Below are 13,970 nucleotides of genomic sequence, written 5' to 3'. Positions count from 1 at the left end.
TGCGGGCCCGGCCGTACGACGGTTTCAGTCGTCCTGTGCGCGTGGGCGGGCGGGGCCGCCCAGTTCCACCGCCGTACAGCGCCACCGCAGGTCCTGGCCCCGTTCCAGCCGGAAGGCCATGGCGCGCAGCCGGTCACCGGCGCTGATGCGGGCGAAGGCCTCGATGGCGCCGGGGGAGGGGACGTAGTAGCCGATGTCCCTGACGACCGGGAGGGCGCCGTGCCGCGTGCGCAGGGGGTGTCGTTCGGCGAGCCAGGCGAGGTCGTCGTAGGCGCGGCCCGCGGTGTGGCGGAGCATGTAGTGGACCGGGCGCCGGCCGGTCAGGACGGCGAGCAGACGGTCGGCGAAGACGTCGGTGGGGCGGGGCTGGGGTACGGCCGGGGAGACGGGGCGGCGCGGCGTCTGGGGCGGTACCGAGACGGCGGAGCGGGCTGTGGGCGGGCGGGTGTCGCGAGGCCTGGCCGCGCTCGGGGTGCGGGACGGGGCGGCGCCGGGGCGGCGGGTGTCGCGGCGGCCGGGCGGGCGGGCGCCGGGGTGGTTGCGAGCCCTGGTCATGACCTTGTTCATGGGTGCCCCCGATGGGTCGGCCCGGGAAGTACCGGGCAGTAACTTCGTGGTCGGTGATCTTGTACGGGGTCCGCGGGCCGGGTTCAAGTACGTGCCGGGGTTGGTCGGAGGGGTAGAAAAGTTCACCTATCCGGATGACTTCTGGGGTGCCGAGGCCCGGAAGTCCGGGGGCGGGGCGGGTGAATTCCCGGACGCGGGTTGCCGGTCTCCGGGGTGTGGGCGGGGACTCGAAAGGGGACGCCCGCACGTATCCTGAAGGCCCTTCGGGAGACGCGGGAACACCCGCTCCCGGGGCTGTTTGCGGAGCCTCCGACCACGAAAGCGGCCAGCCATGCGCGTCTACGTCCCCCTGACCCTTCCCGGTCTCGCCGAGGCGTACAAGACGGGCGAACTGGGGGCCGAGGCGCTCGTCGCCTATGCCGTGACGCCCGCGCTGCGGGAGTGGTACCTCTCCGACGACATCGAGGAACTGGAGTACGCGGCGCTGAACCGGGCCGCGCTGGCCTCGCTGCGGCTGCTGGCCGAGGACTCCGGGGCGCCGCGGCGCCGGGTCGTGGTGGCCGTGGACGTCGCCGACAAGGCCGCCACCGTCGACCCCGACCGGGGTCTTGAGCCGGGCGCGCTGGGCGAGGTGCGGATCGCGGGGCCGGTGCCGCTGGGCAAGGCGGCCTCGGTGCATGTCGACGGCGGGGACGCGGAGACGGACGTGGCCGCGGCGGCGCAGGCGCTGGCGGCGGCGGACGCCGGGGACGACGACGCGCAGTTCGTCGTGGACGGGGCCGAGGACCACGAGCTGTTGTGGTTCGCGACGCAGGAGATTGCGAACCTGGTGGGGCTCGGCGGGTGAGACCGGCCGCCTTTCCTCTGCTCTACCCCGCCTGACCTGCGGGTCTCATGATTGTCAGTGGGGGCGGGTACGGTTTTTGGCATGGGGAAGCGAGCTGGGGCGCACATTGTCTGGGACTGGAACGGGACGCTGTTCCACGACAATGACGCGATCATCGGGGCGACGAACGCGGCCTTCGCCGAGCTGGGTCTGGAGCCGATCACGCTGGAGAAGTACCGGGCGCTGTACTGCGTGCCGGTGCCGAAGTTCTACGAGCGGCTGCTGGGGCGGCTGCCGACCGACGCCGAGTGGGAGGTCATGGACGCGACCTTCCACCGGTACTACGCCGAGCACCGGGTGGGGTGCGGGCTGACCGCGGGGGCGGCCGAGCTGCTCGCGGGGTGGGGAGCGGCGGGGCGGAGCCAGTCCCTGCTGAGCATGTACACGCATGACGAGCTGGTGCCGTTGGTGCGGAGGCTCGGGATCGAGTCGCACTTCATACGGGTGGACGGGCGGACCGGGCCGTCCGGGGGCAGCAAGGCCGAGCACATGGTGCGGCACCTCGGGGCGCTGGGCGGGGTGGACCCGGAGCGGACCGTGGTGATCGGGGACGCGGCCGATGACGCGGTGGCGGCGTTGCATGTGGGGGCGCGGGCCGTGCTGTACACCGGCGGGTCGCACAGCCGCGCCAGTCTGGAGGGCGTGGGGGTGCCGGTGGTGGACTCGTTGGCGGAGGCGGTCGCGGTGGCGGAGAGGCTGGCTGCGTAGGTTCTCTCGGGGGTGGTTCTACGTCACCGGGGCCTTTGCCCTCAGGACCGTCAGGAACTCGCGCATCCAGGCGCTGTGGTCGGGCCAGGCGCGGGAGGAGACGAGGGTGCCGTCGACCACCGCCTCGGTGTCCTGGAAGGTGGCGCCGGCCTGCTGCATGTCCAGTTCCAGGGCGGGGTACGCCGTGACGCGGCGGCCTCGTAGGCCGTCGATGGCGGCCGTGAGCAGGGGGCCGTGGCAGATCTGGGCGATGGGTTTGTCGGCGTCGATGAAGGACTTCAGGATCTTGCGGAGTTCGGGGTCGTTGCGGAGGTATTCGGGGGCTCGGCCGCCGGGGATCACTACGGCGGCGTAGTCGGTGGGGGTTACCTCGTCGAAGGCCAGGTCTGCGGGCCAGGTGTAGCCGGGTTTCTCGGTGTAGGTGTCGAAGCCGGGTTCGAAGTCGTGGACGACGAACTGGAGCGTTTTGCGGGTGGGGGCGGCGATGTGGACCTCGTAGCCCTCTTCGCGGAGGCGTTGGTAGGGGTAGAGGACCTCCAGGGACTCTGCGGCGTCGCCGGTGACGATGAGGATCTTCGCTGTCATGTCGGCTCCTGTGGTGTTGCCGGGGACTGCGACTTCTTGGCCTCTCCTGGCCAACGTGCCTCGGTTGGTACGGGTTGCCAAGAGGGCCTGCGGCCAGGGTGTCACCGTTCGCCTCGGCTCGCGTGGGGGTGGGTTTCGCTCGCCCGCGCTGGCGGGGTGCCTCCCCCAGAGGGGGGACCCCCAGCCCACCCGTGCCGCCCCAGCGGCACGACTGCCCGCAGCTGCGCGAGTTGGGCGGTGCCGACTGGCTGGGTGGGCGCCCGCCCCTGGGGTACGGCTGCGCGCAGCTAGGGCGGTTCGGCCGTGCCGACTGCCTGGGTGGGCGCCGCCCCAGCGGCACGACTGCCCGCAGCCACGAGGGAGAGCGGTGGCACGACTGCGCGCAGTTCCGGGGGAGGGCAGGGGAGGGCGACTGCCCGCAGCTGCGTGGGTCTAGCTGGCAGTGGGGCTGTTCGTACTGTGCAGAACGTCAAACTTCCACCCCGGGTTTTGTACACATACGGCTCATGACGGGGCACCGGTAATCAGCGATAGCCTTGTGGCGTGATCAGCGCGATAGCTCGCGGGGACATCGTGGTCCCTGCCCTGCGCCCGGTGAGCACGGATGACATCCGTGGCCGGGTGGCGGTCGCTGGTCTTCGCGGGCGGGGCGGGGACGAGAGGGTCCCCGCGATGGCGCGCAACCCCTCGGTGACGGCAATGCGGAGAGCAGTGTCACACCCGTCGGGCGCGGCGATTTTGGCTGATATCCCCCCGCTCATCTCATCTCCCGGCATAGCGTCGAAGAAGACCGGACACCCCGCGTCGCGACGTTACGTCGAAGGGGACGAGACCGTACTTCTTTCTACGTCACGCAACGGCGCGCGACAGGAGCCAGAGGACAATGCAGACCAAGCTGGACGAAGCCAAGGCCGAGCTGCTCGAAAGGGCCGCCCGGGTAGCTGAGAACAGCCCGGTCGGGGGGCACCTACCGACTGGGACCACGGGCGAAGGCACCCCGGACCGGGACACCGTGCTCTCGTTCCTCCAGCGTTACTACCTGCACACCGCCCCGGAGGACCTCACCGACCGAGACCCGGTCGACGTTCTCGGAGCCGCCTTCTCGCACTACCGGCTGGCCGAGGTCCGCCCGCAGGGCACGGCCAATGTGCGGGTCCACACGCCGACGGTGGAGGAGAACGGCTGGACCTGCAGCCACTCCGTCGTCGAGGTCGTCACCGACGACATGCCCTTCCTGGTCGACTCCGTCACCAACGAGCTGACCCGCCAGGGCCGCGGCATCCACGTCGTCATCCACCCCCAGGTCGTCGTCCGCCGCGACGTCACCGGCAAGCTCGTCGAGGTGCTCAGCAACCCGCCCGCCGCGGACGAGCGCCCCCACGACGCGCACGTCGAGTCGTGGATCCACGTGGAGATCGACCGCGAGACCGACCGCGCCGACCTCAAGCAGATCACCGCCGACCTGCTGCGCGTCCTGTCCGACGTCCGCGAGGCCGTCGAGGACTGGGAGAAGATGCGGGACGCGGCGATGCGCCTGTCCGAGGGCCTGGCCGACGAGCCGATCCCCGGCGACCTGCCCGGACCGGAGGTCGAGGAGGCCCGCGAGCTGCTGCAGTGGCTGGCCGCCGACCACTTCACCTTCCTCGGCTACCGCGAGTACGAGCTGCGCGAGGACGACTCCCTCGCCGCCGTCCCCGGCACCGGGCTCGGGATACTGCGCTCGGACCCGCACCACTCCGGCCAGGACGCCCACCCCGTCAGCCCCTCCTTCGAGCGGCTGCCCGCCGACGCCCGCGCCAAGGCCCGCGAGCACAAGCTGCTGGTGCTGACCAAGGCCAACAGTCGCGCCACCGTGCACCGGCCCTCGTACCTGGACTACATCGGCGTCAAGAAGTTCGACAAGGACGGCAACGTCATCGGGGAGCGCCGCTTCCTCGGCCTGTTCTCCTCCGCCGCCTACACCGAGTCCGTCCGCCGCGTCCCGGTCATCCGGCGCAAGGTCCAGGACGTCCTCAAGCGCGCCGGGTTCTCGCCCAACAGCCACGACGGCCGCGACCTGCTGCAGATCCTGGAGACCTACCCGCGCGACGAGCTCTTCCAGACGCCCGTCGCCGAGCTCCAGGCGATCGTCACCAGCGTGCTCTACCTCCAGGAGCGCCGCCGGCTGCGCCTGTACCTGCGCCAGGACGAGTACGGCCGCTACTACTCGGCCCTCGTCTACCTGCCGCGCGACCGCTACACCACCGGCGTCCGGCTGCGGATCATCGACATCCTGAAGGAGGAGCTGGGCGGCACCAGCGTCGACTTCACCGCCTGGAACACCGAGTCGATCCTGTCCCGGCTGCACTTCGTGGTCCGCGTCCCGCAGGGCACCGAGCTGCCGCAGCTCAGCGACCAGGACAAGGAGCGCATCGAGGCCCGCCTGGTCGAGGCCGCCCGCTCCTGGGCCGACGGCTTCGCCGACGCCCTCAACGCCGAACTCGGCGAGGAGCGCGCCGCGGAACTGCTGCGCCGCTACGGCAACGCCTTCCCCGAGGGCTACAAGGCCGACCACACCCCGCGCTCGGCCGTCTCCGACCTGGTCCACATCGAGCAGCTCAGCGAGGAGCACGACTTCTCGCTGAGCCTGTACGAGCCGGTCGGCGCCGCCCCCGAGGAGCGCCGCTTCAAGATCTACCGCAAGGGCGCGGCCGTCTCCCTGTCCGCCGTCCTGCCGGTGCTCAACCGGCTCGGCGTCGAGGTCATCGACGAGCGGCCCTACGAACTGCGCTGCTCGGACCGTACGACGGCGTGGATCTACGACTTCGGCCTCAGGATGCCGAAGACACCGAGCGGCAGCGTCGACTACGCCGGTGATGACGCCCGCGAGCGGATCCAGGAGGCCTTCGCCGCCACCTGGACCGGCAAGGCCGAGAACGACGGCTTCAACGCCCTCGTGCTGAGCGCCGGGCTGACCTGGCGGCAGGCGATGGTGCTGCGCGCGTACGCCAAGTACCTGCGCCAGGCCGGGTCGACCTTCAGCCAGGACTACATGGAGGACACCCTCCGCAACAACGTCCACACCACGCGGCTGCTGGTCTCGCTGTTCGAGGCGCGGATGTCGCCGGACCGCCAGCGCGCGGGCCACGAGATCGTCGACGCGCTCCTCGAAGAGGTCGACGCCGCGTTGGACCAGGTGGCGAGCCTGGACGAGGACCGCATCCTGCGCTCCTTCCTCACCGTCATCAAGGCGACCCTGCGCACCAACTTCTTCCAGGAGGCCGCGGGCGGCCGGCCGCACGACTACGTCTCCATGAAGTTCGACCCGCAGGCCATCCCGGACCTGCCTGCGCCGCGTCCGGCGTACGAGATCTGGGTGTACTCGCCGCGGGTGGAGGGTGTGCACCTCAGGTTCGGCAAGGTCGCCCGCGGTGGTCTGCGCTGGTCCGACCGGCGTGAGGACTTCCGCACCGAGATCCTGGGCCTGGTCAAGGCGCAGATGGTGAAGAACACCGTCATCGTGCCGGTCGGCGCCAAGGGCGGGTTCGTCGCCAAGCAGCTCCCGGACCCGTCCGTGGACCGGGACGCCTGGCTGGCCGAGGGCATCGCCAGCTACAAGACGTTCATCTCGGCGCTGCTGGACATCACCGACAACATGGTCGGCGGCGAGGTCGTGCCCCCGGTCGACGTGGTCCGGCACGACGAGGACGACACCTACCTGGTGGTCGCCGCCGACAAGGGCACCGCGACCTTCTCCGACATCGCCAACGAGGTCGCCGAGAGCTACAACTTCTGGCTCGGTGACGCCTTCGCCTCCGGCGGCTCGGCCGGCTACGACCACAAGGGCATGGGCATCACCGCCCGCGGCGCCTGGGAGTCCGTCAAGCGGCACTTCCGGGAGCTGGGCGTGGACACCCAGTCCGAGGACTTCACGGTCGTCGGCATCGGTGACATGTCCGGTGACGTGTTCGGCAACGGCATGCTGCTCAGCGAGCACATCCGCCTGGTCGCCGCCTTCGACCACCGGCACATCTTCATCGACCCGAACCCGGACGCGGCCACCGGTTACGCCGAGCGCCGCCGCCTGTTCGAGCTGCCCCGCTCCAGCTGGGCCGACTACAACACCGACCTGATCTCGGCCGGAGGCGGCGTCTTCCCACGTACGGCGAAGGCGATCCCGGTCAACGCCCACATCCGCGAGGCCCTCGGTATCGAGGAGAAGGTGTCGAAGATGACGCCGGCCGAGCTGATGAAGGCGATCCTCAAGGCGCAGGTCGACCTGCTGTGGAACGGCGGTATCGGCACCTACGTCAAGGCGAGCACCGAGTCGCACGCCGATGTCGGCGACAAGGCCAACGACGCCATCCGTGTCGACGGCGCCGACCTGCGCGTCCAGGTCGTCGGCGAGGGCGGCAACCTGGGGCTGACCCAGCTCGGCCGGATCGAGTTCGCCCGCCACGGCGGCAAGATCAACACCGATGCCATCGACAACAGCGCGGGCGTGGACACCTCCGACCACGAGGTGAACATCAAGATCCTGCTGAACCAGCTGGTCGCCGAGGGCGACATGACCGTCAAGCAGCGCAACAAGCTGCTCGCGGAGATGACCGACGAGGTCGGCCGGCTGGTGCTGCGCAACAACTACGCGCAGAACACGGCCATCGCCAACGCCCTCGCGCAGTCCAAGGACATGCTCCACGCCCAGGCGCGCTACCTGCGCCACCTGGTCCGCGAGGGTCATCTGGACCGGGCGCTGGAGTTCCTGCCCACCGACCGCCAGATCCGCGAGCGGATCTCCGCCGGGCACGGTCTGACCGGCCCGGAGACGGCCGTCCTGCTGGCGTACACGAAGATCACGGTCGCCGATGAGCTGCTGCACACCTCGCTGCCCGACGACCCGTACCTGAGCACGCTGCTGCACGCGTACTTCCCGAGCGCGCTGCGCGAGCGGTTCCCGGAGTACCTGGTCAGCCACCCGCTGCGGCGCGAGATCACCACGACCGTGCTGGTCAACGACACGGTCAACACCGGTGGTACGACCTATCTGCACCGGCTGCGGGAGGAGACCGGGGCCTCGCTGGAGGAGATCGTCCGGGCGCAGACCGTGGCCCGCGCGATCTTCAAGTCCTCCGAGGTGTGGGACGCGGTCGAGGCGCTGGACAACAAGGTCGAGGCCGATGTCCAGACCCGTATCCGGCTGCACTCGCGCCGACTGGTCGAGCGCGGCACGCGCTGGCTGCTGAACAACCGGCCGCAGCCGCTGGAGCTCGCCGAGACGGTCGACTTCTTCACCGAGCGGGTCGAACAGGTCTGGTCGCAGCTGCCGAAGCTGCTCAAGGGCGCGGACCTGGACTGGTACCAGCAGATCTTCGACGAGCTGTCGGCCGCCGGTGTCCCGGACGAGCTCGCCACGCGGGTGGCCGGGTTCTCCTCCGCCTTCCCGGCGCTCGACATCGTCTCGGTGGCCGACCGCATGGGCAAGGAGCCGCTGGACGTCGCCGAGGTGTACTACGACCTCGCCGACCGGCTGCGGATCTCCCAGCTGATGGACCGCATCATCGAGCTGCCGCGCAACGACCGCTGGCAGTCGATGGCCCGCGCCTCGATCCGTGAGGACCTGTACGCGGCGCACGCGGCGCTGACCTCGGACGTCCTCGCGGTCGGCAACGGCACCTCCACCCCGGAGGAGCGGTTCAAGGCCTGGGAGCAGAAGAACGCGGCGATCCTCGGCCGGGCGCGCACCACCCTGGAGGAGATCCAGGGCTCGGAGACGTTCGACCTCGCCAACCTGTCGGTGGCGATGCGGACGATGCGCACCCTGCTGCGCACGCACTCGTAGGCGGTCGTACGACGACCAGGGCGCCCCGGGCCGTGACGGCTCGGGGCGCCCTGTCGTGTCGTGGAAGCGTCGTAGGGGCTAGGCGGCGACCTTCTTACGGGGCTTCTTCTCGCCGGTGAAGGCCTCGTACTCCTTCAGGACGTCCTCGGTGGGGCCGTCCATGCGCAGTTCGCCGCGCTCCAGCCACAGGACGCGGTCGCAGGTGTCGCGGATGGACTTGTTGTTGTGGCTGACCAGGAACACCGTGCCCGCGTGCTTGCGCAGTTCGCGGATACGGGCCTCGGAGCGCTTCTGGAAGGAGCGGTCGCCGGTGGCGAGGGCCTCGTCGATGAGCAGGACGTCGTGGTCCTTGGCGGCGGCGATGGAGAACCGCAGCCGGGCGCCCATGCCGGAGGAGTAGGTGCGCATCGGCAGGGTGATGAAGTCGCCCTTCTCGTTGATCCCGGAGAAGTCGACGATCTCCTGGTAGCGCTGCTTGACCTCCTCGCGGCTCATGCCCATCGCCAGCCCGCCGAGGTAGACGTTGCGTTCGCCGGTGAGGTCCTTCATCAGGGCCGCGTTGACGCCGAGCAGGGAGGGCTGGCCGTCGGTGTAGATGGCGCCGCTCTCCACCGGCAGCAGGCCCGCGACGGCCTTGAGCAGGGTGGACTTGCCGGAGCCGTTGGTGCCGATGAGGCCGATGGCCTCGCCCCGGTACGCGACGAAGGACACCTTCTTCACGGCGTGCACCATGCGCATGCCGGACGCCTTCTCGGCCCGCTCGCGGCGCAGGATGCGGTTGAGGGCGGCGGTCGCCGAACCGCGCCCGGCGCCGGTGCCGTTGACGCGGTAGACGATGTCGACGCGGTCCGCGACGACGGTGGGGACCCGCTGGTCGGTGTGGTCAGCCACGGCCGTACGTCTCCTCTGCCTTCCAGAAGTAGATGAATCCGCCGACGCCGGCGAGCAGCGCCCAGCCGGTGGCGAGCGCCCACACGTGCGGCGGGAGCTGGCTCGCGCGGAAGCTGTCGATCAGCGCGAAGCGCATGAGGTCGATGAAGACGGCGGGCGGGTTGGCCTGGAGCACGGTGCCCACCCAGGACGGCCAGTCCTGGTGCTTGGTCAGCAGGTGCTCGATGCTCCACATCACGCCGGAGGTGTACATCCAGGTGCGCAGCACGAACGGCATCAGCTGGGCGATGTCCGGGGTCTTGGCGCCGATCCGGGCCATGACCAGGGAGACGCCCGCGTTGAAGGTGAACTGCAGGACCAGGACCGGGACCGCGAGCAGCCAGGAGGCGGCGACCGGGACGCCGAAGGCGAGCAGGATGACCACCAGGGCGGCCATGGAGAACAGCAGTTGCTGGAGCTGCTGGAGGCAGAAGGAGATCGGCAGGGCCGCGCGGGGGAAGTGCAGGGCGCGCACCAGGCCGAGGTTGCCGGAGATCGCGCGGGTGCCGGCGAGGATCGAGCTCTGCGTGAAGGTCCACACGAACACGCCCGTGACCAGGAACGGAACATAGTCCGGCACGCCGTCCCTGGTGCCCAGCAGCACACCGAAGATCAGGAAGTAGACGGCCGCGTTCAGCAGCGGGTTCATCACCTGCCAGAGCTGGCCGAGCTTGGCCTGGCTGTACTGGGCGGTGAGCTTGGCGGTGGCGAACGCGGAGATGAAGTGGCGCCTGGCCCACAGCTGGCGGACGTACTCGGGCAGGGAGGGGCGGGCGCCGCTGACCGCGAGGCCGTGGCGGGCGGCGAGGGCCGCGAGGTCGACGTCGGCGGGTGGGGCCGTCGTCGTCGGGGGCGGTGTGTCGAGGACCTGGCTCACATCCGCTGCTTTCGGTCGGGGGTGGGGGCGCGGCGGCCGGTTCCGGGTGAGGCTGGCCCGTCTTACGTCGGGACGGAACCGTATCGTCGCAACGGGAGCGTAGGCCGATGTGACGTCGGAACGCAACCGTTTCGTCGTCACGCCCTATGCTGTGCGGCATGACGACGAACGCCGACGGACCCCAGCCGCGTCCGCGCCGCCGGGCCCCCGCGGGGGCGGCGGTGCTGCGGGCGGATGTGACGGAAGCGATCCGCGCGGCGGTGTTCGAGGAGCTGGCGGCGGTCGGGTACGCGCGGATGTCCATCGAGGGCATCGCGCGGCGCGCGGGTGTCGGCAAGACAGCGGTGTACCGGCGCTGGCGCTCCAAACTCCACCTGGTGCTGGACGTGGTCTCGGCGCTGGCGGTACAGGGCCTGCCGGCACCGGACACCGGCACGCTGGAGGGTGACCTGCGCCTGCTCTACGAGGTGACCTCCCGCGCCCTGCGCCACCCCGTGGCCTCGCAGATCCTCCCGGACCTCCAGGCGGAGGCGGCCCGGAACCCGGAGATCGCCGAGGCCCTGCAGAAGGCCCTGCGCGAGGGGCAGGACGGCGTGGCGAGCGGCATCGTGGCGGCGGCGGAGCGGCGCGGCGAGCTTCGCGCGGGCATCGACCACGACCTGGCCCTGGACCTGATCTCGGGCCCGCTGTACTGGCGCTCGGTGGTCATCCGCAGCCCCAAGCTGCCCAAGAACTACCTGGCGTCCCTGGCCCGCGCCACGGCGGGAGCGCTCAGGGCGCTGTGACGAGTCGGCGGGTCGGCTCCGCCGGGTCCCCGGCGTCCTGTGCGTGTTCGGCTGGCCTGGGGCGGGGTGTGTTCAGGGCGCTGTGACCGGTTCGTGTGGCGGCTCCGTCAGGTCTTCGGTGTCCTGTGCGTGTTCGGCTGGCCTGGGGCGGGGTGTGTTCAGGGCGCTGTGACCGGTTCGTGTGGCGGCTCCGGCAGGTCCTCGGTGTCCTCTGCGTGTTCGGCTGACCGGGGCCGGGGTGTGTTCAGGGCGCTGTGACCAGCCCCCGCGTCAGCCGCGCCAGCTCCTCGGCGTCCAGTACGCGGTCGCCAAACCCCGGCAGGGGTACGTGCAGGGCCCGCGTCCACCGGGTCGGTACGGCGCCGATGCCGTGCACGGCTCCGGCCAGGGCGCCGGTCACCGCGGCGACGGTGTCGGTGTCGCCGCCCAGGTCGACGGCGGCGCGGACCGCCGCCTCGTAGGTGCCGGTGGTCCGCACCGCCCAGACCGCGGAGCCCAGGCAGGGCCAGACCGCGCCGTTGAACTCGGTGGAGTCGTCGGGGTGCCAGTCGGGGGAGAGGACCGTGGCGTAGCGGGGGCGGTGGTCCGGGTGGAGGGCGGCCAGGGTGCCCGGGAGGGCGGTCAGGGGGTCCTCGCCGGTCAGGGCCACGCGGATCAGTTCGTGGAGGACGGCGGTGCCCTCCCAGGCCGCCCGGTCCCCGTGGGTGAGCGCGGACAGCCGGCGGGCCGCGTCCATGGTGGCCTCGCGGCCCCGCGGGGCGAAGTACACGGCCGAGGGCGCGGCCCGCATCAACGCGCCGTTGCCCGCCGCGCGCTGGCTGACCTGGAAGTGCAGTGCGGCCGCCGTGTCCCAGGGGTCGCCGCCGGTCAGCACGGCCTCCGTCTGGAGGCCGATGTCCTTCGGGTCGGACGCCGCCCAGCGCCGGAACCGCCGGAAGACGTCCGGGAGTTCGAGTCCGCCCTGCTCCAGCAGGGACTCGGCGACCAGCACCGCCATCTGCGTGTCGTCGGTCGCCTCGCCGGGGTCCCAGCCCCCGCCCCCGCACATCTCGCCGCCCGTGCCGGGTGCGGGGAAGCGGGCGGAGAAGGCGCCCTCGGGGCCGAACTCGAAGGGCGCGCCCAGCGCGTCGCCGACGGCCGAGCCGATGACGGCGCCGAGGGCGCGGTCCAGCCGGTCGCGGTCGCCCGTACTCACCCGCGCGCCGCCGACGGGTGCAGCCGTACCCAGCCCTCCCAGGCCGAGGTGATCATGTCCTGGACGTCGTGCTTGGCCTTCCAGGCCAGTTCGGTGGCGGCGCGGTCGGCGGAGGCGACGACGCGGGCGGGGTCGCCGGGGCGGCGGGGGGTGACGGTCGGGGGGCGGTCGTAGCCGGTGATGGCGTTGATCCGGTCGATCATCTCGCGCACGGAGACGCCCTCGCCGCGGCCGATGTTCAGGGTGAGGTCGCGGCCGGGGGAGGTGCGCAGGGTGCGGGCCGCCGCCACGTGGGCCTCGGCCAGGTCCGCGACGTGGATGTAGTCGCGGATGCAGGTGCCGTCCGGGGTGGGGTAGTCGTCGCCGAAGATGCGCGGCGGGTCGTTCGCGGTGAGGCGCTCGAAGACCATCGGGATCAGGTTGAAGACGCCCACGTCGGCCAGTTCCGGGGCGGCCGAGCCCGCGACATTGAAGTAGCGCAGGCAGGCCGTGGACAGCCCCGTCGCCCGGGCGGTGGCCCGGACCAGCCACTCGCCGGCCAGCTTGGTCTCGCCGTACGGGGAGATCGGGACGCACGAGGTCTCCTCGGTCACGAGGTTCACGTCCGGCATGCCGTAGACCGCGGCGGAGGAGGAGAAGACGAAGGAGGGGACGCCGACCCGGGTCACCGACTCCAGCAGGACGCGCAGACCCTCGACGTTCTCCCGGTAGTAGACCAGCGGCCGCTGCACCGACTCGCCGACCTGTTTCTTCGCGGCGAGATGGACGACCCCGCTGACCTGGTGGTCGACGAGCGCGCGCGTCACGTGCTCGGCGTCCAGCGTGGAGCCCACGACCAGCGGCACACCGTCGGGCACGCGCTCGGAGATACCGGTGGACAGATCGTCGTACACGACGGCCGGCTCGCCCGCCTCGCACATCGCCCGCACGACATGCGCCCCGATGTACCCGGCACCGCCGGTGATCAGCCAGGTCATATGGCCGTCCCCTCGTCAGTTGGCCCGTGCTGGAGCATAGCCACTCCGATTTGCCCAGAATGAAAGAGAAACGGCCGCTTCGGCTACGGCCCGGGCGGCGCCGCTTCGGCCATGCCCCGGACGGCGCCGCTTCCGCTACGCCCCCGACAGTGCCGCCGCGTCCAGTGCCGACGTCAGCGCGTCCAGGCGGGTGCGCAGGTCGTTGATCTCCTCGACCTCGAAGCCCGTCGCCGCGGCGATCCGGCGGGGGACCTCCAGGGCCCGTTCGCGCAGGGCGGCGCCCTCCTCGGTGAGGCCGACCTCCACCGAGCGTTCGTCGCGAGCGCTGCGCTCGCGGCGTACCAGGCCGGCTGCCTCCAGGCGTTTGAGCAGGGGGGACAGGGTGCCGGAGTCCAGGCGGAGGTGTTCGCCGAGCTTCTTGACGGGGAGGGTGCCCTGCTCCCAGAGCACCAGCATGACCAGGTACTGGGGGTAGGTGAGGCCGAGGTCCTTGAGGATCACGCGGTAGACGCCGTTGAAGGCGCGGGCGGCCGCGTGCAGGGAGAAGCAGATCTGGCGGTCCAGGCGGAGCCATTCCTCCTGGTGCGGGTGGGGTGTCCCGGTCCGGTTCATGGGTCCAGGGTAGCTCTTGCTCGCCATTTA

General features: G+C 71.1%; 11 protein-coding genes. 4 read left to right on the top strand and 7 right to left on the bottom strand.

Translation table 11 applies throughout. From position 1 onward, the window contains the following. Nucleotides 1-24 precede the first annotated feature (24 nt). Nucleotides 25-567, bottom strand: a complete 543-nt coding sequence (locus tag ACZ7L7_RS06415) for an Rv3235 family protein (protein WP_285510748.1) — start codon at nt 565-567, stop codon at nt 25-27. A 331-nt stretch (nt 568-898) separates the two neighbouring features. On the opposite strand from ACZ7L7_RS06415, the gene ACZ7L7_RS06410 reads away from it, so the two are divergent. Together ACZ7L7_RS06410 and ACZ7L7_RS06405 are read left to right on the top strand one after the other, a co-directional pair. Next, nucleotides 899-1,414, top strand: coding sequence for a DUF6912 family protein (locus tag ACZ7L7_RS06410; RefSeq protein WP_285510749.1), 516 nt, complete (start codon nt 899-901; stop codon nt 1,412-1,414). An 81-nt stretch (nt 1,415-1,495) separates the two neighbouring features. Next, nucleotides 1,496-2,161 (top strand): HAD family hydrolase, encoded by a 666-nt coding sequence (locus ACZ7L7_RS06405; RefSeq protein ID WP_472075081.1) that lies wholly within the window; start codon nt 1,496-1,498, stop codon nt 2,159-2,161. An 18-nt stretch (nt 2,162-2,179) separates the two neighbouring features. Here ACZ7L7_RS06405 and ACZ7L7_RS06400 read toward each other — a convergent pair whose 3' ends face one another. Further along, complete coding sequence (locus tag ACZ7L7_RS06400; RefSeq protein WP_285510751.1) at nt 2,180-2,746, bottom strand: DJ-1/PfpI family protein; 567 nt, start codon at nt 2,744-2,746, stop codon at nt 2,180-2,182. Nucleotides 2,747-3,629: 883 nt separating this feature from the next. Between ACZ7L7_RS06400 and ACZ7L7_RS06395 the strand changes: the two genes are divergently transcribed. Then, the gene (locus ACZ7L7_RS06395) at nt 3,630-8,564 is read left to right on the top strand and encodes an NAD-glutamate dehydrogenase (protein WP_472075079.1); all 4,935 of its coding nucleotides are present in this window, start codon (nt 3,630-3,632) and stop codon (nt 8,562-8,564) included. 78 nt (nt 8,565-8,642) lie between these two features. Here ACZ7L7_RS06395 and ACZ7L7_RS06390 read toward each other — a convergent pair whose 3' ends face one another. Next, complete coding sequence (locus ACZ7L7_RS06390; RefSeq protein WP_285510753.1) at nt 8,643-9,455, bottom strand: ABC transporter ATP-binding protein; 813 nt, start codon at nt 9,453-9,455, stop codon at nt 8,643-8,645. Further along, nucleotides 9,448-10,371 carry an ABC transporter permease gene (locus tag ACZ7L7_RS06385; RefSeq protein WP_285510754.1) on the bottom strand — a complete coding sequence of 308 codons (924 nt, stop codon included), beginning with the start codon at nt 10,369-10,371 and terminating at the stop codon, nt 9,448-9,450. Before ACZ7L7_RS06385 ends, ACZ7L7_RS06390 begins: the two co-directional genes overlap by 8 nt. Before the next feature lie 158 nt (nt 10,372-10,529). Between ACZ7L7_RS06385 and ACZ7L7_RS06380 the strand changes: the two genes are divergently transcribed. Then, complete coding sequence (locus ACZ7L7_RS06380; protein ID WP_453603622.1) at nt 10,530-11,156, top strand: TetR/AcrR family transcriptional regulator; 627 nt, start codon at nt 10,530-10,532, stop codon at nt 11,154-11,156. Nucleotides 11,157-11,400: 244 nt separating this feature from the next. On the opposite strand, the gene ACZ7L7_RS06375 is transcribed toward ACZ7L7_RS06380, so the two are convergent. The 3 genes from ACZ7L7_RS06375 to ACZ7L7_RS06365 all read right to left on the bottom strand — a co-directional run bounded on the left by ACZ7L7_RS06375 (nt 11,401) and on the right by ACZ7L7_RS06365 (nt 13,940). Beyond that, entirely contained in the window at nt 11,401-12,351 is a 951-nt protein-coding gene (locus ACZ7L7_RS06375) for an ADP-ribosylglycohydrolase family protein (RefSeq protein ID WP_471591538.1), read from the bottom strand. Then, on the bottom strand, nt 12,348-13,328 hold the full coding sequence (galE, locus tag ACZ7L7_RS06370) for a UDP-glucose 4-epimerase GalE (protein ID WP_471591537.1): 981 nt from the start codon (nt 13,326-13,328) through the stop codon (nt 12,348-12,350). The genes ACZ7L7_RS06375 and galE overlap by 4 nt, the downstream gene beginning before the upstream one ends. Nucleotides 13,329-13,463: 135 nt before the next feature. Beyond that, nucleotides 13,464-13,940: a MarR family winged helix-turn-helix transcriptional regulator gene (locus tag ACZ7L7_RS06365; RefSeq protein WP_285510758.1), complete on the bottom strand. Its 477-nt coding sequence runs from the start codon at nt 13,938-13,940 to the stop codon at nt 13,464-13,466. Nucleotides 13,941-13,970 lie beyond the last annotated feature (30 nt).

Source organism: Streptomyces sp. NPDC110618 (assembly GCF_055657065.1).
The sequence above is the reverse complement of the archived record's forward strand: the minus strand, read 5'-3'. Positions and strand labels throughout refer to the sequence as shown.